Genomic DNA, 22,099 nt, shown 5'->3' with positions numbered 1-22,099 from the left:
GCTACACCTCGTCTGGCGGCAATTCCCTGAGCCGGCCTTCGTGCAGTTCCAGCACGCGGTCGAGCCGTCGCGCCAGCCTGCGGTCGTGGGTCACCAGCACCAGGCTGGTGCGCTGCGCGCGATTGAGCTCGAGCATCTGCTCGAACACGGTCGCCGCGGTCTTCTCGTCGAGGTTGCCGGTGGGTTCGTCGCCGAGCACGCAGGCCGGCCTGTTGACCAGCGCCCGCGCCACCGCGGCGCGCTGGCGCTCGCCACCGGACAGTTCCCCGGGCTTGTGCTGCAGGCGATGGCCGAGGCCGACCGATTCCAGCAGCGCCTGCGCGCGCGCAGAGGCGTCGGCCACCGCGGTGCCGCTGAGCAGCACCGGCAGCATCACGTTCTCCAGCGCGGTGAACTCCGGCAGCAGGTGGTGGAACTGGTAGACGAATCCGAGTGCGCGGTTGCGCAGGCGGCCCCGCTCGGCATCCGACAACGCGCTCATCTTCTGCCCGGAAACGTAGACCTCGCCCGCGGTGGGCGTGTCGAGCCCGCCGAGCAGGTGCAGCAGCGTGCTCTTGCCGGCGCCGGAGGCGCCGAGGATGGCGACGGTCTCCCCGGCGCGCACGCTGAAGTCCAGGCCATTGAACACCGGCGTGTGCAACGTGCCCTCGGCATAGGTCTTGGCGAGCTTCTCCGCGCGCACCACCTCGCCCGCATGCACGTGCTCCGGACCCTCCAGGCCAGCCATGGTCGATCGCGGATCAGGGCTACTCATAGCGCAAGGCCTCCGCCGGTGCGGTCCGCGCCGCGCGCCAGGCCGGGTAGATGGTCGCCAGGAACGCCATGGCCAGCGCCACGATGGCGATGATGGTCACGTCGCTGGCTTCCAGCTGGGTCGGCAGGCCGGTGATGTAGTACACGTCCTCGGGCATCAGTTGCACCGCGAGCACGCGTTCGATCGCGCGCAGGATGTGCTCCAGGTTCAGGGTCAGGACGATGCCGCCGACCACGCCCAGCACGGTGCCGATCACGCCGATCATCGAGCCCTGCACCATGAACACCTGCATCACCCCGCGCGGCGACAGCCCCAGCGTGCGCAGGATCGCGATGTCGGCCTGCTTGTCGGTCACCAGCATGACCTGGGAGGACACCAGGTTGAACGCGCCCATGGCGATGATCAGCGACAGCAGGATCGCCATCATCGTCTTCTCCAGCTTGAGCGCGCGGAACATGTTGGCGTTTTCCTGCTGCCAGTCGGTCACGCGATAGACCTGGTCCAGGCCCAGGCCACGGAGCCGCAGCGCCAGGTCGCGGGCGACGTCGAAGGCCATGTCCATGTCGTGCATGCGCAGGCGCACGCCAGTGACGCCATCGCCCATGCGCGTGAGCCGCTGCAGGTCGCGCATGCTGACCACGGCCAGGCCGCGGTCGTATTCCTGGTAGCCGGCCTCGAACAGTCCGCTGACGGTGAAGCGCTTGAGCTGCGGGATCGCGCCCATCGGCGTGGACTGGAAGTCGGTGGTGACGACCACGCTGTCGCCGACGCCGACGCCGAGCCAGGTGGCCAGTTCGCGCCCGAGCACGATGTTGTAGCTGCCGGGGACCAGTTGCTCGAGCTTGCCCTGCACCATCTTCTGCGCCAGCACCGAAACCTTGCCTTCGTCGGCGGGGACCACGCCGCGAACGATCGCCGGCTGCCGGCGCGGGCCGGCGAGCAGGGCCTGGGTTTCGACGTACGGCGCGGCACCGGCGACGCGCTTGTCGCTGCCTGCCGTGGCGACCGCCTGCTGCCAGTGCTGCATCGCGTCGCCGTCGGCGGTCACGGTGGCATGGGCGGCCATTTCCAGCATGCGGTCGCGGATTTCGCGCTGGAACCCGCTCATCACCGCCAGCGTGGTGATCAGCGCGGCGACTCCGATCGCGATGCCGAGGATCGAGGCCATCGAAATGAAGGAAATGAAACCGTTGCGGCGCTTGGCGCGGAGATAGCGCAGGCCGATGGCGACGGGGATGGGCTTGAACATGGGCTCGGTTCGACGAGGCAGCGGCTATGGTGCCATTGATGCCGCTGGCCGCGCAGCCGTGCGCGCCCGCGCGGCCAGCCGCAGTTCACGCCGCCGCGCCGAGGGCAGCGTGTCCGGCCACCAGTCCAGGCGGCCAACCCGGCCATCGGGGCCACGCCAGCGCAGGAACGCGAGCGGACCGCGCCAGTGCAGCTCGGCCAACTGCAATGGCTGCCCGTCCAGAAGGACCGGTGCGTCGCCCGGAGGCCAGGAGAGTTGCCGCGCCGCCTTGCCGGCCTCGCGCCGTGCCACCCATGCGCCGCAGGCGCAGGCGATCCCCGCCAGCGGCCAAGCCGCCACGCGCGGCATTTCGCTGCCGAGCACGGCCCATGGCGCCAGTACCGCCAGCAGACATTGCGCGCCGATCACCCAGCGCGAAGGGCGCCACTCAAGGCGGCAGGGTGCGGATGTACTGGACCAGTGCATCGAGTGCGGCATCGGGAGCGGTTTCATGGCCGAGGAACCAGCGCCAGAGCCTATCGTCCTCGCAGTCCAGCAGGCGTAGGAAAACGCCGCGCCCTTCTTCGGAAGCCGACGCCCACTCGCGCTCCAGCCATCGCACCAGCAGGTCGTCGAGTTCGCGCATGCCGCGGCGGCAGCGCCAGCGCAGGCGCCGCAGCTCGATCGCGTCTTCGGCCTGGCTCATGCGCGCAGAAGGCCGACGGCCAGCACGGCCCACAACAACCACAAGGCGATGCCGCCGGCCAGGTATGCCAGGAAGCGGTGCATGACCTTGTTGTAGCCGCAGTGGATCGCGCTGTGGACGACGCGCAGGGCCACGAACAGCCATGCCAGCACCAGCACCGGGACGCTTGCCTGCGCGGTCAGCGCGGCCACCACCAGCGCCAGGTAGAACAGCACCGGCAGCTCGAACAGGTTGCGGAAATTGTCGGCGGCGCGGGTGTCGTGCAGGCGCGCGGCCATCTGTGCCGAAGTCGCCACCGCCTGCGGATGGACGCGTTCGCGCTTCATCTCGCCGATGCGCGAAAAATACATCCGCAGCCAGACGACGAACGTCAGGGCGACGAGCGCCACCGCTGGAAGGAAGATGGCGTGGGTCATCCGGGAACGCTCCTGGTCCGCCCGCGGGGGGCGCCTGCTCCCCGGTGGATCGGGGAGCGCATTGCAGCCGCGGCGATCAGCCGCGGCGCTCGAGCATGAGCTGCTTGATGCCCGCGATCGCCTTGGCCGGGTTCAGGCCCTTCGGGCAGGTGCGCGTGCAGTTCAGGATGGTGTGGCAGCGATACAGCTTGAACGGATCCTCGAGGTCGTCCAGGCGCGCGCCGGTGTCCTCGTCGCGGCTGTCGACGATCCAGCGATAGGCCTGCAGCAGCACCGCGGGACCCAGGTAGCGGTCGCCGTTCCACCAGTGGCTGGGGCAGCCGGCGGTGCAGCACCCGCACAGGATGCATTCGTACAGCCCGTCGAGCCTGGCGCGGTCCTCCTTGGACTGCAGCCGCTCGCGGTCCGGCGGCGGCGCGCTCTGGGTGCGGATCCACGGTTTGATCGACGCGTACTGCGCGTAGAAGTGGGTCATGTCCGGGACCAGGTCCTTGACCACCCGCATCGCCGGCAACGGATAGATCGCCACCGCGCCCTTGCCCTTGACCGCCGGCCTCTGCGGCAAAGGATCGAGCGCGCCCTGCGGTTCGCCGGCCTCCTCGATCGCGCAGATACAGGCCAGCGTGTTGGTGCCGTCGATGTTCATCGCGCACGAGCCGCAGATGCCTTCGCGACAGGAACGGCGGAAGGTCAGCGTCGGGTCGACCTCGTTCTTGATCTTGATCAGCGCGTCCAGGACCATCGGCCCGCACTTGTCGAGGTCGATCTCGTAGGTGTCCAGGCGCGGGTTCTCGCCGTCGTCCGGACTCCAGCGATAGATCTTGAATTCGCGCGTGCGGGTGGCGCCGTCCGGCGCGGCGTAGCGCCGCCCCGGCGTGACCTGCGAATTCTTCGGGAGCTTGAATTGGGCCATGGGGATTCCGTGATCCGTCAATGGTGGTGGCTGGTCGCCGGAAGCGGGGTCGCGGTGCAACGGATCTTCATGCGAATCGTCGAAGGCGGGCCGGCAACCACGGAAATCAATACACGCGCGGCTTGGGCGGCACCACCCCGACATCGTCGTCGAGGGTGTAGAGATGGACCGGGCGGTACTCGATGCTGGTGCTGCCGTCCTCGCCCACCCGGCACAGGCTGTGCTTCATCCACTCCCCGTCGTTGCGCTCCGGGAAGTCCTCGCGCGCATGCGCGCCGCGCGACTCGGTGCGGTTGGCGGCCGAGGTGATCGTCGCCAGCGCCTGGCCAAGCAGGTTCTGCAGCTCGAAGGTTTCGACCAGGTCGGAGTTCCACACCAGCGAGCGGTCGCTGACGCGCACGTCTGCGAACGAGGCATGGATGTCGCGGATCTTCGACACGCCCTCGGCCAGGGTCTCGCCGGTGCGGAACACCGCGGCGTCGGCCTGCATCGTGCGCTGCATCCGGTCGCGGATCACCGCGGTCGGGGTGCTGCCGTTCGCGTTGCGAACCTTGTCCAGGTTGGCCAGCGAACGGTCGCAGGCGTCGCCGGCGAGGCGGCCGTGTTGCTGGCTGGGCTTGATCGTCTCGGCGCAGCGGTTGGCAACCGCGCGGCCGAACACCACCAGGTCGAGCAGCGAATTGGAGCCCAGGCGGTTGGCGCCGTGCACCGAGACGCAGGCGGCCTCGCCGATCGCGTACAGGCCCGGCACCACCGCGTCAGGATCGCCGCCGCGCAGCTGCACCACTTCGCCGTGGTAGTTGGTGGGGATGCCGCCCATGTTGTAGTGCACGGTCGGGATCACCGGGATCGGCTGCTTCTCGACGTCGACGCCTGCGAAGATCCGCGCGCTCTCGGCGATGCCGGGCAGCTTTTCGTGGATGTCGGCCGGGTTGAGGTGGGTCAGGTCGAGGTGGATGTGGTCCTTGTGCTCGCCGACGCCGCGGCCTTCGCGGATTTCCAGGGTCATCGCGCGGCTGACCACGTCGCGCGAGGCCAGGTCCTTGGCGTTGGGCGCGTAACGCTCCATGAAGCGCTCGCCACTGGCGTTGCGCAGGATGCCGCCTTCGCCGCGCACGCCCTCGGTGATCAGGCAGCCGGCGCCGTAGATGCCGGTGGGATGGAACTGCACGAACTCCATGTCCTGCAGGCCAAGGCCGGCGCGCAGCGCCATGCCGCCGCCGTCGCCGGTGCAGGTGTGCGCCGAGGTGCAGCTGAAGTAGGCGCGGCCGTAGCCGCCGGTGGCCAGCACCGTGCCGTGGGCGCGGAACAGGTGCAGCGTGCCCTCGCTCATGTCCAGCGCCAGCACGCCCTTGCAGGCGCCGTGCTCGTCCATGATCAGGTCGAGCGCGAAGTACTCGACGAAGAAGCGCGCGTCGTGCTTGAGCGACTGCTGGTACAGCGTGTGCAGGATCGCGTGGCCGGTGCGGTCGGCGGCGGCGCAGGTGCGTTGCGCGGTGCCCTTGCCGTAGTCGGTGGTCATGCCGCCGAACGGGCGCTGGTAGATCCGGCCGTCCTCGGTGCGCGAGAACGGCACGCCCTGGTGCTCGAGCTCGATGATCGCCGGGATCGCCTCGCGGCACATGTACTCGATCGCGTCCTGGTCGCCGAGCCAGTCCGAGCCCTTGATCGTGTCGTAGAAATGGAAGCGCCAGTCGTCCGGGCCCATGTTGCCCAGCGCCGCGGAGATGCCGCCCTGGGCGGCCACCGTGTGCGAGCGGGTCGGGAACACCTTGGTGATGCACGCCGTCTGCAGGCCCTTCTGCGCCAGCCCGAAGGTGGCGCGCAGGCCGGCGCCGCCGGCGCCGACCACGACCATGTCGTACTTGTGTTCGGTGATCTTGTATGCGGTTGTCATGTCGTCTCAGGCCAGCAATGCGATACGGCCGATCGCGTACAGCGACGCGAGCGCGCCGAGCACGCAGGCCAGGGTAACGACCAGCTGCAGCGCGATCTCGGCGGCGCGCGCGTGCACGTAGTCCTCGATCACCACCTGCAGGCCGAGCTTGGCGTGCCAGAACAGCAGGATCGCGAACAGCGACAGCGCGATCGCGTTCCAGGGGCGGGCGATCGCCACCTGCACCGTGGCCAGGTCGGCGCCGACGAACGACACCAGCAGGCCCAGCAGCCAGGCCACCAGCGGCACCAGGAAGATCGCGGTGACGCGCTGCCACCAGAAATGGCCGGTGCCGGTCTTGCCGGACCCCAGCCCGCGCGCGCGCTGCAGCGGATTGCGGAAGTCGTCGTGGCGCGCGTTCATGCCGCACCTCCCTGCAGGGCAGCGAACCAGATCGCCGCGGTCAGGATCACGGTCAGCACCGCCACGGTCCAGCCGGAGCGGTAGAACTCGGGGATCTCGAAGCCCATTCCCGCGTCCCACAACAGGTGGCGGATGCCGTTGAGCAGGTGGTAGACCAGCGCCAGCGAGAACCCGAACAGCAGCAGCATGCCCAGCGGCGACGCCAGCAGGTCGGCCGCGCGCAGGTAGCTTTCGCCGCCGGCGGCGACCGCAAGCAGCCAGCAGGCCAGGGCGAATGCGCCGACGCAGAGGATCACGCCGCTGGCGCGGTGCAGGATCGACATGGCCATCGTGATCTGCCAGCGATACACCTGCAGATGCGGTGACAGGGGGCGTTCGCGGGTCGCCATGCGCGGCTCGTCCTTGCGTTGGGGCGGCGCGGGCGCCGCGGACAATCGGAACAGCGTTCTCGAAAAGCTCAGAAATCGATGCAGCGGCCGTTCTTTTCCCAGTCGCCGTAACGGACCGGATCCAGGCCGCCTCGGCCGCCGATTTCCTCTGCCACTGGCGTGTCCGGGACGGCGATCGCGGCAGGGTCGCCGGGCGCGACGGCGGAATCGACCGCATCGGGCTCGGTGGGGGTTTGGCCTATCATGATCGTGTTCACAGCCCCGCAAGTCTAAGTCCCGCCCCCATGTCCGACAACCCGCAGCCTGCCCGGGACGCCTTCCGGCCCCTGCCCGGCCATCGTGTCCTGGCGTTGTCCGGCCGGGATTCGGCCGCGTTCGCGCAGGCGCAATGGATGAATGACGTTGCCGGCCTGGCGCCCGGGCACTGGCAATGGAACGGCTGGCTGACGCCGAAAGGGCGGCTGCTGGCGCTGTTCGCGCTGCTCAAGCTCGACGAGCAGACCTTGTGGCTGCTGCTGCCCGATGCCGACCCGGTAGCCCTGGCCGCGCAACTGCAGCGCTACGTCTTCCGCAGCAAGGTCGCGTTTGCCGTACGCGACGACCTGTGCGTCGCGGGTGCGTTCGCCGCGCCGGTGCGCGCGTCGCAGTCAGGCATCGATGGTGGCGCCGAACACGGGCTGGAACTGGATTTCGGCGGCGAAGGCGGCCCGCGCACGCTGCGCATCGACACGCACGTAGCGAACGCCGACGATGCGGACTTCGCCACCCGCTGGACCGCCTTCGACCTCGAGCACGGGTTGCCGCGACTGGGCGACACCCAGGCCGGGCAATGGACGCCGCAACAGTTGTCGCTGGACCGGCTGCAGGCCTACAGCGTCAAGAAGGGCTGCTACCCGGGCCAGGAAATCGTCGCGCGCACGCATTTCCTTGGCCAGGCCAAGCGTGGGCTGGCGCTGCTGGATGCCGACGGCCCATTGCTCGTGGGCAGCGAGGTGGGCGACGGCGAACGCGCGCTCGGCACGATCGTGAGCAGCGTCGGCGGACTTGCGCTGGCGGTGCTGCCGCTGGAACGCAATCCGGCTGCCACGCTCGCGGTCGCCGGCGTGGCCGTGCGCGAACGCGCGCTGCGCGACGGGCTGGCGCGCGCCTAGCCCGCCGCGATCATGCCGCCAGGCTGTCGGCCGCGGCGATGATCTGTTCGTCCGACGGGATCACCAGGAACGCTGCGCCGGCCAGCGGCGTGAACGTGTCGGCGCCGACCACGCGCCGGAACGGCCGCGCACCGTAGCCGCCCTCGACGATGGCGGTGATGATGCCCTCGCCGACCCCGGCGCTGCGGCGGCCTTCGTCGACGATTAGGATGCGCCTGGCGCTGGCCGCTTGCTCGCGGATGAAGGCCTCGTTGAGCGGCACCAGCCAGCGCAGGTCGACCACGCGCACCTTCCACTGGTGTTTCGCTTCGATGGCACGGGCCGCACGCAGGCTCATAGGCACGCCGTTGCCGAAGGTGAAGATCACCAGGTCGTCGTCGCCGCGCCGCTTGGACGAAGACGGATAGACCCTGCCCTCGCCCAGCGGCATCGCCTGGTCGGGCGCCGGGTACTCGGTAAGCCAGCCGCCGTCGCCCGGCGCGTACAGGTCCTTGGCCATGTACAGCGCGATCGGCTCGAGGAACGCGCACACGCGCCCGTCGACCTTGGCGAGCGCCGCCAGCGTACGCAGCATGGTCGCGGCGTCGTCGCCGCGCGACGGGCAGCCGACCACGAGGCCGGGGATGTCGCGCAGCGCGGTGATCGAGTTGTCGTTGTGGAAATGCCCGCCGAAGCCGCGCTGGTAACCGAGCGATGCGATCCGCACCACCATCGGATTGCGGTACTGGTCGTTGCTGAAGAACTGCAGGCTCGCGGCCTCGCCGCGGATCTGGTCGGCGGCGTTGTGGAAATAGGCCAGGTACTGGATCTCCGGCAGCGGCAGCATGCCCATGTTGGCGAAGCCCTGCGCCAGGCCGAGGATCACGGTTTCGTCGAGCAGCGTGTTGAATACGCGCCGACCCGAGAAGGCCTTCTGCAGCCCCTTGGTGACCGTGTACACGCCGCCCTTCTGGGCAACGTCCTCGCCGAACAGCAATGCTTCGGGGTACTTGGCGAACAGGTCGTGCAGGGCCTGGTTGATCTGGATGGCGAGGTGCCTGGCCGGCTGCTTTTCCGGCAGCTTCGCTTCTCCGCCGAAAGCCTTGATCCGTGCCTCGCGCGCGGGCACGCGCCCGGCCTCGGCCTTGACCGCGTCCGGGGTGTACGGCGCCAGCGGCGCCATCACCTCTTCCAGCGAGGACAGTCGCGGACGCCGATCGGCCTCCTCGGCGGCGGCGAAGCACTTCCTGCGCGTGTCCTCGTACAGTGCCAGGACTTCGTCCTTCGACATCAGGCCCGACTCGAGCGCGATCGCCGCGCTGCGCAACAGGGGGTCGGTCGCCTCGACCGCGCACAACTCCTCGATCGAACGCCATTCGATCTCGAAGTCGGTGCCGGCGTGGCCCATGATCCGGGTCGTGCGCAGGTGCAGGAAGGTCGGGCGGCGGGTGCGGCGGCAGTGCTCGACCGCGCGCTCCACGTCGCCGTAGCCCGCGGCAAGGTCGAGGCCGTCGGCGGCGAAGTAGTCCAGGTCCGCGCGCTGCGCGAAATTGCGCGCCACCCAGCCGTCCGGGGTCTTCACCGAAATGCCGATGCCGTTGTCCTCGCACACGAACAGCACCGGCGCCGGCAGCTTCTGGTACGCGGTCCATGCGGCGGCGTTGAACGCGGTCTGCGCGGTGGCGTGGTTGCTGGACGCATCGCCGAAGGAGCAGATCGCAATGCTGTCGTCGGGGATCGGCAGCTGGTGGCCGATGCGGCGCGCCTGCTCGATCGCGATCGCGGTGCCGAAGGCCTTGGGCAGGTGCGAGGCGATGGTGGACGTCTGCGGCAGGACCCATAGCGGCTTGCTGCCCCAGACCTTGTGGCGGCCGCCGCTGGCCGGGTCATCCTTCGATGCCGCGAACGACAGCGCCGAATCCATCACCGGATCCATGCCCGGCAGCTTGCGGAAGCGCTCGGCCATGAAGCCGCCGGAGCGGTAGTGCAGGAACGCCGGATCGGTGTGGCGCGTGAGCCGCGCGACCATCGCGTTGCCCTCGTGGCCGCTGGAACCGATGGTGTAGAAGACCTTGTTCTGCACCCGCAGCACCCGCGCCATCAAGTCGAGGTGGCGGCTGACCAGTTGCGACTCGAACAGTTCGCGAAAGCCGCGCGCGTCCAGTGCGCTGCCATGGAGGATGGCTTCGCCGGCCGCGGGCCGGGTGCCAGGCCCGCCCATGCCGTCATGGGGCCGCCAGTCGCGCACGAATTCCTGGAAGTTGACGTCGCAGATCTCGGCGCGGTTGAGGCCGCGCATGCGGGCGGGGATGGGCTTGGAGGTGGCGGACATCGGGGGCTCCGCGCTGCCTGCCGGCAACGCTCAGGGAAATCGGATCAATCGGTGCTTGCGATGCGGGCCGCGGCCTCGGCCGACGGCGGCGGCATCGGCACGAACCCTGGCGTCGCCCGGACCCGCGCCAGCCAGTCGCGGATCGCCGGGTACGGCGCCAGGTCGAAGCCGCCCTCCCCGGCCACGTCGGTGTAGGCGAACAGCGCGATGTCGGCGATGCCGTAGTCCACGCCGGTGAACCAGGGCGCGGACAGCAGGTGCCGCTCCATCACCGCCAGCGCCTGGTGGCCGCGTTCGCGCAGGTTCGGCAACTCGGCGCGGCGCGGCGAACCGGCCGGCGTCCAGCCGCGGATGAAGCGCGCCACCGCGATGCAGGGCTCATGGCTGTACTGCTCGAAGAACATCCAGCTCAGCGCCTGGGCGCGCTGCCAGGCATCGCCGGTGAAGTACGGCGTCCCTTCGGCGAGCCAGCACAGGATCGCGTTGGATTCGGCCATCCGGCGACCATCGTCCAGTTCGATCAGCGGCACCCGCCCATTGGGATTCTTCGCCAGGAACGCCGGGGTGCGGGTTTCGCCGCGGCTGCTGTCGATCTCGATCCAGCGGTAATCCTTGTCGAGCCTGCGACCAAGCTGTGCCAGCAGCAATTTCAGCTTGTGGCAGTTGCCGGACGAGGAGAAGCCGTAGACCGTGATCATGCCGCCGCCCCGACTCGGCGCGCGCGCCACTCGTCGCGGCCCTGCCCCCAGATCTCGTTGGGCGAATCCTCGTAGGGCGCCGGCAACCGCGCCGGCCCCAGGTTGCGCGAACCGAAACGCATCGCCAGCTGCTGCGAGGCACGGTTGTCGGGATGGATGCAATGGATGATGTCGTCCCAACCGAGGTTGTCGAACGCCCAACCGATCGCGGCCGCGCCGGCTTCGGTGGCATAACCCCTACCCCAGGCATCGGGATGGAACGACCAGCCGACCTCGTTGCCCGGCCAGCCTTCGGGTTTCCACGGGCCGATCTGACCGAGCCAGCGACCGCTCGCCTTGTCCACCACCGAGAACATGCCGAAGCCCTGCAGCGACCATGCGCCCGGCATCTGCAGGAAGCGGCGCCAGGCCGCGGCGCGCGACAGCTGGCCGCCGATGTAGCGGGCGGCCTGCGCGTCGCCCAGCAGTTCGGCGTAGCGCTCGAAGTCGCCGATCCGCGGTTGCCGCAGGATCAGGCGTTCGGTTTCGAGTTGGATGCTTTCGGCCAAGGGAACCCCCTCATCCGCCCGTCTGGCACTTTCGCCCACGGGCGGAAGCAGGCATTCAGAACGCGTTGATGCCGGTCAGCTCGCGGCCGATCACCAGCTGGTGCACGGTCTCGGTGCCCTCGTAGGTGATCACCGATTCCAGGTTCAGCGCATGCCGGATCGCGGCGTGCTCGGTGGTGATGCCGGCGCCGCCGAGCAGGTCGCGGCACTGGCGCGCGATGTCGATGGCCATGCGGCAGTTGTTCCACTTCGCCAGCGACACCTGCGACGGCTGCATCGTGCCGGCGTCCTTGAGGCGGCCGAGTTGCAGCACCAGCAGCTGCGCCAGGGTGATGCGGCGGGCCATGTCGGCGAGCTTGAGCTGCGCGGACTGGGTCGCGGCCACCGGGCGGTCGAACAGGATCCGCTCCTTGGAGTAATTCAGTGCCTCATCGAGGCAGGCGACGGCGGCGCCGATCGGGCCCCAGGTGATGCCGTAGCGCGCCTGCGTCAGGCAGCCCAGCGGGCCCTTCAGGCCTTTCACGTTGGGCAGGCGATTGCCCTCGGGCACGCGCACGTTGTCGAAGAACAGCGCGCTGGTCACCGACGCGCGCAGGCTCATCTTGTGCTTGATCTCCTGGGCGTTGAATCCGGCCATGCCCTTCTCGACCACGAAGCCCTGGATGCCGTCCTCCGTCTGCGCCCAGACGATGGCGATGTCGGCCAGGTTGCCGTTGGTGATCCACATCTTGGAACCGTTGAGCACCCAGTCGCCGCCATCCTTCCTGGCATTGGTCTTCATGTTGGCCGGGTCCGAGCCGCCCTGCGGCTCGGTCAGGCCGAAGCAGCCGATGACCTTGCCCGCGGCCATCCCGGGGAGCCAGCGCATGCGCTGTTCCTCGGTGCCGTAGGCGTAGATCGGGTACATGCACAGCGAGCTCTGCACCGAGACGAAGCTGCGGATGCCGCTGTCGCCGCGTTCCAGTTCCTGGCAGATCAGGCCGTAGCTGACGCCGTTGAGCCCGCCGCCGCCGTATTGCTCGGGCAGCGAGGAACCGAGCAGGCCCAGTTCGGCGATCTCCGGCACCAGTTCCTTCGGGAAGCGGCCCTGGTCGAAGGCATCGCCGATGATCGGCAGCACCCGTTCGTCGGTGAAGCGGGCCACGGTGTCCTGCACCGCGCGCTCCTCCTCCGAAAGCAGGGAGCGGACGTCGAACAGGTCGTAGGGGTGGAGGGCCATGGCGGTGACGGGCCTTTCTTCGGGCGGCGGGAAACCGCCATTGTATCGGCCGGCGCCGGCGGCGACACCCTGCCCCGGCGTGGTCCCGGAACGCCCGGGGATGGCCCGGCGGAAACGACAACGGCCCGATGCGGAGCGCGAAATCAACAAGGGGCCCGGCATTGCCGGGCGCCCAAACGACAAGGGCCCGGCAATGCCGGGCCCCGGGGGTCACGAACGCCGCTGTTACTGGCGCGACGTGTCGCTGCTGCCGTCGACCGCGGCGACCTGGGTCACCACCTGGCCGTCGATCACCGGCAGGCGCTCGCCCGGCTTGTCTTCCATGCGCACGGTGCGGTCCTGGCCGTCGTAGCGGTAGGTCACGTCGTAGGCAACCGGCACGTCCTCGCTGCCCAGCGCGATGCGGCTGCCCGGCTTGCTGCCGGTACGCATGGTGCCGGTGGTGCCGTCGGGATTGCGGTAGGTCACGTTGTACGCAACGGTACGCGAGGACTGCGACGTCGAGGTCTCGGTATGGCACTGGCGCTGGGTGGTGTTGACCACCTGGCCGCCGACATGGCGGCGATCGATCTCGCGCCCGGCGAACCCGCCGCCGACTGCGCCGGCAACCGTCGCCAGCTTGCGGCCGTTGCCGCCGCCGACCTGGTTGCCGATCAGGCCACCGATCACGGCGCCGGCCACGGTGCCGCCGACGTTGCCGTCCCTCTCGGGCAGGCGTTCCTGCACCGCCACGTCGTTGCAGACTTCGCGCGGGGTCGAGGTGGTGCTGGTCTCGCGGACCGGCTCGGTCCCGATCACCTGCGCGTACAGCTGCTGCTTCTCGGTGACCGGATCGACCTTGATGACCTGCGCGTACTCGACGCGTCCGCCATCGGGGATCCCGTTGTCCATGGCCGCGACATCGCCAGCCGCCAGGCTGCTGTCGGCCGCGGTATCGAGGCTGGTGCCGCGGTTGTTCTGGAATGCGGCCACGGCCACACCGCCGACCAGCAATGCAGCCAGCGCGATCGCAAGGGTATTGTTCTTCATGTCGCCTCCTGGGGCGGTTGACCCGCACTTTCATGTGGACGGCGGCGATTGCAACATCGTCTACCTGAACGCGGCCCACATCGGCCGCGGCGGCGCGTGCGCACCGTGAACCCCGCCCGTACCGCCCCTGCTAGCGTGTGCCCTGCGCCTTGCATCGCCGGAGAACCTCGATGGCCAATCCCCTGCTTGCCCCCTTGCTGCGCTGGCTCGGCCGCTTGAGCTACCCCCGCCTCTTCCTGCTGGCGGCGGTCCTGTTCGTGGCCGATGTCGCCGTCCCGGACTTCATCCCCTTCGCCGACGAACTGTTGCTCGGCCTGGGCACCCTGCTGCTGGCGAACTGGAAGAACCGCAAGGCCGGCGCGCAGGAGGGACCCATCGAAGGCGACCTTCCGCGGCGCTAGCCATGCTGGTCGACAGCCACTGCCACCTGGATGCCGGCGAATTCGACGCCGACCGCGCCGCGGTCGTCGCGCGCGCGCGCGCGGCAGGCGTGGCGCGGCAAGTGGTGCCGGCGGTCGATGCCGCCGGCTGGCCGAAGCTGCGCGCGGTATGCGCGGCCTCGCCTGGCCTGTTTCCCGCGTACGGCCTGCATCCGGTGTTCCTGCCCGAGCACCGGCCGGCGCACCTGGAGGCGTTGCGCGACTGGATCGAACGCGAACGCCCGCTGGCGATCGGCGAATGCGGACTCGACTATTTCGTCGATCGCCTCGACCCCGACGCGCAGCAACCGTATTTCGAAGGCCAGCTGGCACTGGCCCATGAATTCGGCCTGCCGGTGATCGTGCACGCGCGGCGCGCGGTCGATGCGGTGATCGCGGCGATCCGGCGCGTCAACGCCGACCGGGGTGTCAGCCAGCGCCTGCGCGGCGTCGTCCACAGTTTCTCGGGCAGCCGCGAGCAAGCCGGGCAGTTGTGGAAACTCGGATTCCTGGTCGGGCTCGGCGGCCCGGTCACCTACGAACGCGCCCAGCGCCTGCGCAGGCTGGCCGCGGCCCTGCCGATCGAACAGTTGCTGCTGGAAACCGACGCCCCCGACCAACCGGATGCCGGCATCCGCGGGCAGCGCAACGAACCGGCGCGGTTGCCGCAAGTGCTGCAGACCATCGCGCAACTGCGCGGCGAGGACCCGGGAACCGTCGCATTAGCGACCACGCGCAATGCGGAACGCCTGTTCGGCTTGCCAGCCACTCCCATCGCTCCGGCTTTGTAGGAGCGGCCAATAGCCGCGAGCGCTTTCCGACATGGCATCGCCATCGCAAAAGGTCGCGGCTATAAGCCGCTCCTACGCTGCCTTGGGTCTGAGCAGCATCTCCAGCGCCTTGCCGACCGCGGCGAAGGCGAAAGCACCGGTGACGTGCGTGGCCGCGCCAAGCCCGGCGCCGCAATCCAGCTTCAGCGCCGCATCCTTCCCCAGTTGCGGGCGGATGCCGCAAACGCTGCCGTCGGCCTGTGGGTACCTGACATTCTCCAGCGAATACACCGCGGGCACGCCGAAATAGCGGTCGGCATTCTTCGGGAAACCGAATTCGCCGCGCAGTTTCTTGCGGATGAGGGAGAGCATCGCATCGTGCTCCGTACGCGAGAGGTCGCGCACCCGCACCTGGGCCGGATCGGTGCGGCCGCCCGCCGAGCCCACCGTTACCAGCGGGAGCTTGCGGCGCCGGCACCAGGCGATCATCTCGACCTTGGCGCGGAAGCTGTCGCAGGCGTCCAGCACCAGGTCGAAGCCGCCACCCAGCATCGGCTCCAGGTTGGACGGGGTCACGAAGGCCTCGACCGCCGCAACGTCCAGCGCCGGATTGATTGCCAGCGCGCGTTCGGCCATCGCGCGAGCCTTGTTGCGGCCGTACTGGCCGGCCACGGCCGGCAGCTGGCGATTGGTGTTGGACAGGCACAGGTCGTCGGCATCGATCAGCGACAGGTGGCCGACCGCGCTGCGTGCCAGCGCTTCGACCACCCACGAACCGACGCCGCCGAGCCCGACCACCGCGACCCGCGACTGCGCCAGCCGCATCACGGCGCCAGCGCCGTACAGGCGGTCGATGCCGGCGAAGCGTTCGTGCAGGTCCTTTCTCATCGGCGGATTGTAACGGGGGCCCGCCGAGGCAGCGGGCGCCGGCGCCGCGGCGACGGCGTGCTAACGTGCGGCCCAATCCACCAGGGGTCTTGCCGATGAATACCTCCGCAGCGAAGGCCGGCAATGCGGCCGCGCGTTATTTCTTCCTGTTCCTGATCGGCCTGGCCGTGGGCATCGTCGCCACGGTGATGGCGCTGCGCGCGCTGGACGCGCGCAAGGACCATTACCCGGAGAGCGTGATGCACGTGATGGACGCCCATGCCGGCGCCCTCAAGGCCAACATCGAGCAGAGCCGCTGCGCGGCCACCGACACCCTGCCGCACCTGCAGGCGCTGCGCACGATGGCCAACGACATCGAACCGGCATTCGGGGACCTGCGCGAGGACGCGCGCTTCGCCAAGCATGTCAGCGACCTGCGCGCGAGCCTGGACGGCACCTTGTCGAGCCCGCCGCTCAACTGCGCCGGGGTCGACGCGGCGCTCAAGGACATCGGCGGAAACTGCAAGGCCTGCCACCAGGATTTCCGCAACTAGCCAAGCGCCCGGCTTCGCCGACCGTTGCTGTCGTCCCGGCCGCTGCGAAGCGCCTGCACCAAGCGGCGAACAGACCGATCCCTTGCTGAAGACGGCAGCCGCGCAGCCGGCTGCACGCGCGCGTGCGGATGCCGTCCGTGGATGCGCGCGAGCCGAGCTGGTGCATGAACCGAAAGCCAATGCCATGCACGCACGCTGCGCGCGCGCTGCGCGATTGACTGCCTGTTCACGGTTCCGCGCCCACGATGGGCCTCGGCCACGGAGCATGCGCTCCCGCCCCCATGCTCATTTCCAGGAGAGTCGCATGAAGATTCGCCCGAACATCCGCCTGCTCGGCGCCACCGCGCTGGCTGCCAGCCTCGCCGCCGCCGGTTGCGCCACCACATCGCCGGGTTACGGCAATACCGGTTACGGCGCACCGCCTCCGTCCAGTAGCACCGCTTGCTACGACTGCGGCACCGTGACCCGCATCGAAGTCGCCGCCACCGGCACCAGCAGCGTGCCCAATGCCACCGGCGCCGTGCTCGGCGGCGTGGTCGGTGCCGCTGCGGGGCGCGAACTGGCCAAGAGCAACACCGACAGCAAGGGCCGCCAGAACACCGCCACGGTCGTTGGCGCGGCTGCCGGCGCCGTGATCGGCAATGCGATCCAGAACAACGCGCAGGCCAACAACGGCAGCTACAACGTGTACGTGCGCATGAACGACGGACGCACCACGGTCGTCACCCAGAACGACCTCGGCGGCATCCGCGAGGGCTCCTACGTGCGCGTCTACAACGGTCGCGCCTGGGCGCAGTAAGCACTGGCGTCGTTCCACGCCGGAAGCAGGAAGGCCCGCGCAAGCGGGCCTTCCTCGCATCCGGGCAGCACCGGCAAACGTGTAACCGCTTCCAGCGGCCGAGATGATGCAATGCAAGGTGCGCAAGGGGAAATCCGCAGGGTAAGGTCGCGTGTCCGCTGCCGCGGACGCCATCACTCCCGGCAGGAGATCCCCGATGAAAGCTCCGTTCGTGCAAGCCATCGCCGGCAGCGTCGTCATCGCCGGTGCCGTCGCAGCCGCCGTGGCTGCCGCGCCGCAGGCCACCAGCAATCCGCTGCGGGTCAGCATGTATGCCGCCGCCAACGGCGCGGTCGAGGTCACGATCACCAATACCGGGCGCCGTGCGGCGCGGGTGCCGTCCTGGCAGCTCCCTGGTAACGACCCCACCGCGAAGCTCTTCCAGGTCAGCCGTGACGGCGAACCGGTCGCCTACCAGGGCAAGCTCGCCAAGCGCGGTCTGCCGGGGCCGGGGGACTTCGTGGTGCTGCCACCCGGCCAGAGCCATCGCACGCTGGTCGACCTCTCGGCTTCCTACGACATGGGCAAGCGCGGCCAGTACCTGGTCACCCTCGCCTCGCCGCTGCAATACGCCTCGCTGTCCGACGGCAGCATGCTCAAGACCAGCCGCGGCCTGCCGATGCTGCTGCGCAGCGCGCCGATCAATGTCTGGAGCGACGGTGCGGCCGCCAAGGGCGGAGCCAGCAACAAGGGCAAGCCCTGCAATCCCAACAAGGAGGATTGCGGCGGCGGTGGCGGCGGCGGCAATATCAGTTTCGTTGGCTGCTCGGCGACGCAGAGCGCGACCGCGACCGACGCGGTCAACCAGGCCCGCGCCTATTCGGAGAACGCCAAGGGCTACCTCGCCACCGGCACGGTTGGACCGCGCTACGCCACCTGGTTCGGCGCCTATACCTCGTCGCGCTACGGCACCGCCAGCCAGCATTTCGCCGCCATCGACAGCGCCATGGACCAGAACAACGGCGAGATCAAGATCAATTGCGGCTGCAACCAGAATTACTACGCCTACGTCTATCCGTCCCGTCCCTACGAGATCTTCGTCTGCCGGGCCTTCTGGAGCGCGCCGCTGGCCGGTACCGACTCCAAGGGCGGCACCCTGATCCACGAGATGAGCCATTTCAATGTCGTTGCCGGTACCGACGACATCGTCTACGGCCAGACCGGGGCCAGGAATCTCGCAGCGAGCGATCCCGCCGGTGCGCTCAACAACGCCGACAACCACGAGTACTTCGCCGAGAACAAGCCGGCGCAGAACTGACCGGCGCAAGCCCCGACGCAACGGCCCGCTTCGGCGGGCCGTTGTGTTTTCCGGCAACCGTGGCGAACAATCCGCGCACCGCGCCATGCGCTTGCCGCATCCCATGGAGTTGCCAATGACCCTGCTCTACGTGCTTGCCGCCATCCTCGTCGTCATCGGCCTGGCCGGCGTGGTGCTGCCGGCCCTGCCCGGCCTGCCGCTGGTGTTCCTGGGCATGCTGCTGGCGGCGTGGGCTGGCGGCTTCGCCAAGATCGGCGTCGGCACCCTGGTGGCGCTCGGGGTGTTGACCCTGCTGTCGATGGCGGTCGACTTCTGGGCCGCGGCGATGGGCGCCAAGCGCGTGGGCGCAAGCCGCCTGGCGTTGGCTGGCGCAGTGCTGGGTACGTTCGCCGGGCTGTTCCTCGGCCCGGTGGGGCTGTTCGTGGGGCCGTTCGTGGGGGCTTTGGCCGGGGAGTTGTTGCACGGCCGGCGGCTGGACCAGCCTGGCATCGGCCAGGCCACCAAGGTCGGATTCGGCACCTGGATGGGGATCGTGTTCGGCATCGCGCTGAAGCTGATGCTGGCGCTGGCGATGCTCGGCCTGTTCGCGTGGTCGTGGTGGAATTGAACCGACGACAACGCCGCGCACGCCATTGAACCCCGCCGGTTGCATCGCGGCGCGAAGCCGCGACACCGGCTTCACGCATCGCTGAATGGCCCCCTGCGATCATGCCGGCACCCTGTCTGCGGCCGCGCAGGCATCGCCCCATCCCGTAATCCGGAGTTCCCGTGCTGCCACGCTGGAGCCGCAAACGCATGATCTGGACCATCGTCATCACCGCCCTGTTGACGACGCTCGTGGTCGTCATCTCGCTCAACTTCGCCACCCCGACCAAGCAGCTCGAGCGCAAGATCGAGCATCGTTACGCGGTGTCCGACCCGCAATTCCGGCGCGAGATGGGGGTGATGCTCGGCCCGTCGATCCTGCCGGGCAACCACGTCACGGACCTGGAGAACGGTGACGAGATCTTCCCGGCGATGCTGGATGCGATCCATGGCGCGCAGCATACGATCACCTTCGAGACCTACATCTACTGGTCCGGCCGCGTCGGCAAGCAGTTCGCCGATGCGTTGAGCGATCGCGCCCGCCATGGGGTCAAGGTCAACGTCACCATCGACTGGGTCGGCAGCGTCAGCATGGACGAGGCGCAACTCAAGGAGATGGAGGACGCTGGCGTCCACGTGGAGCGCTACCGCCCGCTGCACTGGTACAACCTGGCGCGGATGAACAACCGCACCCACCGCAAGCTGCTCGTGGTGGACGGCACGGTCGGCTTTACCGGGGGCGTGGGCATCGGCGATCCCTGGCAGGGCCGCGCCCAGGATCCGGACCATTGGCGCGACATGCACTTCCGCATCGAAGGCCCCGTGGTGGCGCAGATGCAGGCCGCCTTCAACGACAACTGGATCAAGACCACCGGCCGCATCCTCAACGGCGCAGAGTACTTCCCGCCGTTGCAGCGCACCGGCGACATGGACGCGCACCTGTTCATCAGCTCGCCGGCCGGCGGCGCCGAGAGCATGCACTTGATGTACCTGATGTCGATCGCCGCCGCGCAGCACAGCATCGACCTCGACGCCGCCTACTTCATCCCCGACGAACTGATCACCAAGGCGCTGGTCGCCGCGCGCCATCGTGGCGTGCGCATCCGCGTCGTCACCCCGGGCAAGAACACCGATTCCGACGCCGCGCGGATGGCCTCCAAGGCCGGCTGGGGGCCGCTGTTGCTGGCCGGCGTGGAAATCTACGAATACGAACCAACCATGTTCCACAACAAGTTGTTGATCGTGGACCGGGAACTGGTGTCGGTCGGCTCGACCAACTTCGACCTGCGCTCGTTCCGGCTCAACGACGAAGCCAGCCTCAACGTCTACGACCACGCCTTCGCCGAACGCATGACCAAGGTGTTCGAGGACGACCTGATACCCACGAAGCGCTACACCTACGAAACCTGGAAGAAGCGCCCGCTGAAGGAAAAGCTGTTCGAGAAGTTCATCCTGCCGATCAAGTCGCAGCTCTAGGGATGTCGGACGTCGGCTTGCGATAGTTGGGCCGCCAATTCGTAGTCACTTCGGTGTCGGGCTTCGGCCGGAGTCGCCGCCCGGCGGGCTGGGGGTGCTGCGCCCTCCTGACGACATCCTGTCTTTAAGTCGGGTCGCAGGCCATCCTTGGCCTGCTCTCCGCACCCCCAGCCCGCCGGCCGGCGACTGGCGAGTTTGGAGGTTCGGGGTTTCGGCTGCTCTTGCTCTTCAAGCGCCGACCTGGCTTGGAGAAGCAGGTGGCCCTCTGTTCGCGGGACCTTCGGCGACATGGATGTCGCCGATGAGCCTTCATGGACGTACTTGCGGCGTGTCCCGCGAACAGAGGGCCACCTGCTTCGCCACGGAAGTGTCCGCACCCAAAGATGTTTCCTGGTCTCATCCCAGGCCTGGTCCTGCCTGCGAAATTTCCTGGATCCGGGAGCGGATTCCCGTCGCGGCCGTGCACTGGTGCATCCTGTACGGGTCCCACGCCCGATTCCGCACATGACCCGCACCAGCGCCTTCCTGATCCTCGTTCCGCCCTTGTATTTCGTCGCGCCGGCGCATGCGCAGGAAACGGGAGCCCGCGCCGCGATCGACGCCTGCATCGCGATCGAGATCGACGCCGCCCGCCTGGCCTGCTACGACCAGGCCGCCGGCCGCCAGTCGCGCACCCCGCAACAGGCCGATGCCGCGGCAGCCAGCGCCCGCCAGTACCGCAAGGCGGTCGCGGCCCCGGCCGAATCCACCCCGCTGCCCAGGACCGAGCGCGCCCGGCGCGCCCTCAGCGACCTGTTCGACCAGGACTCGGATCCCGTCGATGCCGCGATCGCCAACGCCGGCAAGGGCTCGCTGCTGGACAGCCGCTGGGAACTGGCGCGCGACTCCAAGCTCGGCACCTTCAACTTCCGCGCCTACAAGCCGGTGTACCTGTTCCCGGCGTTCTGGAGCAGCAAGCCGAACGCAATGCCGCGATCGCCGAATCCCGACAACACGGTCGCCGCGCCGCAGGCGCTGGACGACGTCGAAGCGAAGTTCCAGATCAGCTTCAAGACCAAGGCCGTCGAGAACCTCTTCGGCGACAACGGCGACCTGTGGATGGCCTACACCCAGAGTTCGCGCTGGCAGGTCTACAACGGCGAGGCCTCGCGCCCGTTCCGCGAAACCAACTACGAACCCGAAGTGCTGCTCGCCTTCCGCACGGGCTACAGCCTGCTCGGCTGGAAGGGAAGGATGGCCGCGGTCGGCATCAACCACCAGTCCAACGGCCGCGCCGATCCCCTGTCGCGCAGCTGGAACCGGGTGATGTTCAACATCGGGCTGGACCGCGAAGGCTGGGCGTTGACGCTGCGGCCGTGGGTCCGCATCGCCGATGGCAACGACGACGACAATCCCGACATCTCCGATTACATGGGCCGCGGCGACGCCACCCTGGTGCGGGTGCTGCCCGACGGCCAGCAGTTCTCGCTGATGCTGCGGCACTCGCTGCGCGGCGGCGACCGCGCGCATGGCGCCGCGCAGCTGGACTGGGGCTTCCCGCTGCACGGCGGCTTCCGCGGGCACCTGCAGCTGTCGGACGGCTACGGCGAAAGCCTGATCGACTACAACCACCGCGCGACCTGGATCGGGCTGGGCGTGTCGCTCATGGAGTGGTACTGAACGCGCGCGCCG

25 protein-coding genes are annotated in these 22,099 nt (G+C 68.8%); 9 read left to right on the top strand and 16 right to left on the bottom strand.

Annotation, left to right across the window (positions count from 1 at the left end; genetic code table 11):
* Window position 1: 1 nt before the first annotated feature.
* From lolD to MQC88_RS01485, 10 genes are all read right to left on the bottom strand, one after another.
* Window positions 2-727, bottom strand: a complete 726-nt coding sequence (gene lolD / locus MQC88_RS01530; RefSeq protein WP_243320198.1) for a lipoprotein-releasing ABC transporter ATP-binding protein LolD — start codon at window positions 725-727, stop codon at window positions 2-4.
* Window positions 728-746: 19 nt separating this feature from the next.
* Complete coding sequence (locus MQC88_RS01525) at window positions 747-2,003, bottom strand: lipoprotein-releasing ABC transporter permease subunit (protein ID WP_243318590.1); 1,257 nt, start codon at window positions 2,001-2,003, stop codon at window positions 747-749.
* A gap of 24 nt (window positions 2,004-2,027) precedes the next feature.
* Window positions 2,028-2,480, bottom strand: a complete 453-nt coding sequence (locus tag MQC88_RS01520; RefSeq protein WP_243318588.1) for a hypothetical protein — start codon at window positions 2,478-2,480, stop codon at window positions 2,028-2,030.
* Window positions 2,431-2,688 carry an FAD assembly factor SdhE gene (locus MQC88_RS01515; protein ID WP_243318587.1) on the bottom strand — a complete coding sequence of 86 codons (258 nt, stop codon included), beginning with the start codon at window positions 2,686-2,688 and terminating at the stop codon, window positions 2,431-2,433. The genes MQC88_RS01520 and MQC88_RS01515 overlap by 50 nt, the downstream gene beginning before the upstream one ends.
* Complete coding sequence (locus MQC88_RS01510) at window positions 2,685-3,104, bottom strand: MAPEG family protein (protein ID WP_243318585.1); 420 nt, start codon at window positions 3,102-3,104, stop codon at window positions 2,685-2,687. The genes MQC88_RS01515 and MQC88_RS01510 overlap by 4 nt, the downstream gene beginning before the upstream one ends.
* A 76-nt stretch (window positions 3,105-3,180) precedes the next feature.
* Window positions 3,181-4,017: a succinate dehydrogenase iron-sulfur subunit gene (locus tag MQC88_RS01505; RefSeq protein ID WP_243318583.1), complete on the bottom strand. Its 837-nt coding sequence runs from the start codon at window positions 4,015-4,017 to the stop codon at window positions 3,181-3,183.
* Window positions 4,018-4,123: 106 nt separating this feature from the next.
* Window positions 4,124-5,914: a succinate dehydrogenase flavoprotein subunit gene (sdhA, locus tag MQC88_RS01500; RefSeq protein ID WP_243318581.1), complete on the bottom strand. Its 1,791-nt coding sequence runs from the start codon at window positions 5,912-5,914 to the stop codon at window positions 4,124-4,126.
* 6 nt (window positions 5,915-5,920) lie between these two features.
* Entirely contained in the window at window positions 5,921-6,316 is a 396-nt protein-coding gene (gene sdhD, locus MQC88_RS01495) for a succinate dehydrogenase, hydrophobic membrane anchor protein (protein ID WP_243318579.1), read from the bottom strand.
* The gene (gene sdhC / locus MQC88_RS01490) at window positions 6,313-6,705 is read right to left on the bottom strand and encodes a succinate dehydrogenase, cytochrome b556 subunit (protein WP_243318577.1); all 393 of its coding nucleotides are present in this window, start codon (window positions 6,703-6,705) and stop codon (window positions 6,313-6,315) included. The genes sdhD and sdhC overlap by 4 nt, the downstream gene beginning before the upstream one ends.
* A gap of 68 nt (window positions 6,706-6,773) precedes the next feature.
* Window positions 6,774-6,950, bottom strand: coding sequence for a DUF1674 domain-containing protein (locus MQC88_RS01485; RefSeq protein ID WP_243320195.1), 177 nt, complete (start codon window positions 6,948-6,950; stop codon window positions 6,774-6,776).
* Window positions 6,951-6,989: 39 nt separating this feature from the next.
* Between MQC88_RS01485 and ygfZ the strand changes: the two genes are divergently transcribed.
* Entirely contained in the window at window positions 6,990-7,856 is an 867-nt protein-coding gene (ygfZ, locus tag MQC88_RS01480) for a CAF17-like 4Fe-4S cluster assembly/insertion protein YgfZ (protein WP_425491518.1), read from the top strand.
* Between the two features lie 10 nt (window positions 7,857-7,866).
* On the opposite strand, the gene MQC88_RS01475 is transcribed toward ygfZ, so the two are convergent.
* From MQC88_RS01475 to MQC88_RS01455, 5 genes are all read right to left on the bottom strand, one after another.
* Window positions 7,867-10,167 (bottom strand): thiamine pyrophosphate-dependent enzyme, encoded by a 2,301-nt coding sequence (locus MQC88_RS01475; protein ID WP_243318573.1) that lies wholly within the window; start codon window positions 10,165-10,167, stop codon window positions 7,867-7,869.
* A 44-nt stretch (window positions 10,168-10,211) separates the two neighbouring features.
* Window positions 10,212-10,865 (bottom strand): glutathione S-transferase family protein, encoded by a 654-nt coding sequence (locus tag MQC88_RS01470; RefSeq protein WP_243318570.1) that lies wholly within the window; start codon window positions 10,863-10,865, stop codon window positions 10,212-10,214.
* A complete protein-coding gene (locus MQC88_RS01465) occupies window positions 10,862-11,413 on the bottom strand; it encodes a GNAT family N-acetyltransferase (protein ID WP_243318569.1) in 552 nt (183 codons plus the stop codon). Before MQC88_RS01465 ends, MQC88_RS01470 begins: the two co-directional genes overlap by 4 nt.
* A gap of 55 nt (window positions 11,414-11,468) precedes the next feature.
* On the bottom strand, window positions 11,469-12,632 hold the full coding sequence (locus MQC88_RS01460) for an acyl-CoA dehydrogenase family protein (RefSeq protein WP_243318566.1): 1,164 nt from the start codon (window positions 12,630-12,632) through the stop codon (window positions 11,469-11,471).
* Between the two features lie 225 nt (window positions 12,633-12,857).
* Entirely contained in the window at window positions 12,858-13,661 is an 804-nt protein-coding gene (locus MQC88_RS01455) for a glycine zipper 2TM domain-containing protein (protein WP_243318564.1), read from the bottom strand.
* A 170-nt stretch (window positions 13,662-13,831) separates the two neighbouring features.
* Here MQC88_RS01455 and MQC88_RS01450 point away from each other — a divergent pair, with 170 nt between their 5' ends.
* Both MQC88_RS01450 and MQC88_RS01445 read left to right on the top strand, forming a co-directional pair.
* Window positions 13,832-14,062 carry a DUF6116 family protein gene (locus MQC88_RS01450; protein ID WP_243318562.1) on the top strand — a complete coding sequence of 77 codons (231 nt, stop codon included), beginning with the start codon at window positions 13,832-13,834 and terminating at the stop codon, window positions 14,060-14,062.
* Window positions 14,063-14,064: 2 nt separating this feature from the next.
* Entirely contained in the window at window positions 14,065-14,871 is an 807-nt protein-coding gene (locus tag MQC88_RS01445) for a TatD family hydrolase (protein WP_243318560.1), read from the top strand.
* Between the two features lie 72 nt (window positions 14,872-14,943).
* Here MQC88_RS01445 and MQC88_RS01440 read toward each other — a convergent pair whose 3' ends face one another.
* A complete protein-coding gene (locus MQC88_RS01440; protein WP_243318558.1) occupies window positions 14,944-15,738 on the bottom strand; it encodes a tRNA threonylcarbamoyladenosine dehydratase in 795 nt (264 codons plus the stop codon).
* A gap of 95 nt (window positions 15,739-15,833) precedes the next feature.
* On the opposite strand from MQC88_RS01440, the gene MQC88_RS01435 reads away from it, so the two are divergent.
* From MQC88_RS01435 to MQC88_RS01410, 6 genes are all read left to right on the top strand, one after another.
* A complete protein-coding gene (locus tag MQC88_RS01435) occupies window positions 15,834-16,271 on the top strand; it encodes a cytochrome c (protein ID WP_243318555.1) in 438 nt (145 codons plus the stop codon).
* Between the two features lie 304 nt (window positions 16,272-16,575).
* The gene (locus MQC88_RS01430; protein WP_243318553.1) at window positions 16,576-17,070 is read left to right on the top strand and encodes a glycine zipper 2TM domain-containing protein; all 495 of its coding nucleotides are present in this window, start codon (window positions 16,576-16,578) and stop codon (window positions 17,068-17,070) included.
* Window positions 17,071-17,266: 196 nt separating this feature from the next.
* Window positions 17,267-18,367 (top strand): M35 family metalloendopeptidase, encoded by a 1,101-nt coding sequence (locus MQC88_RS01425; protein WP_243318551.1) that lies wholly within the window; start codon window positions 17,267-17,269, stop codon window positions 18,365-18,367.
* Window positions 18,368-18,482: 115 nt separating this feature from the next.
* Window positions 18,483-18,974 carry a DUF456 domain-containing protein gene (locus MQC88_RS01420; RefSeq protein ID WP_425491517.1) on the top strand — a complete coding sequence of 164 codons (492 nt, stop codon included), beginning with the start codon at window positions 18,483-18,485 and terminating at the stop codon, window positions 18,972-18,974.
* 188 nt (window positions 18,975-19,162) lie between these two features.
* Window positions 19,163-20,428, top strand: a complete 1,266-nt coding sequence (locus tag MQC88_RS01415) for a phospholipase D-like domain-containing protein (protein ID WP_243318550.1) — start codon at window positions 19,163-19,165, stop codon at window positions 20,426-20,428.
* Window positions 20,429-20,932: 504 nt separating this feature from the next.
* The gene (locus MQC88_RS01410) at window positions 20,933-22,087 is read left to right on the top strand and encodes a phospholipase A (protein WP_243318549.1); all 1,155 of its coding nucleotides are present in this window, start codon (window positions 20,933-20,935) and stop codon (window positions 22,085-22,087) included.
* The last annotated feature ends 12 nt before the right edge of the window (window positions 22,088-22,099 follow it).

Origin of the sequence: Cognatiluteimonas sedimenti, assembly GCF_022808325.1 — a bacterium.
GTDB classification, from domain to species: Bacteria; Pseudomonadota; Gammaproteobacteria; order Xanthomonadales; family Xanthomonadaceae; genus Cognatiluteimonas; species Cognatiluteimonas sedimenti.
This window is presented reverse-complemented; position numbering and strand designations above follow the sequence as displayed.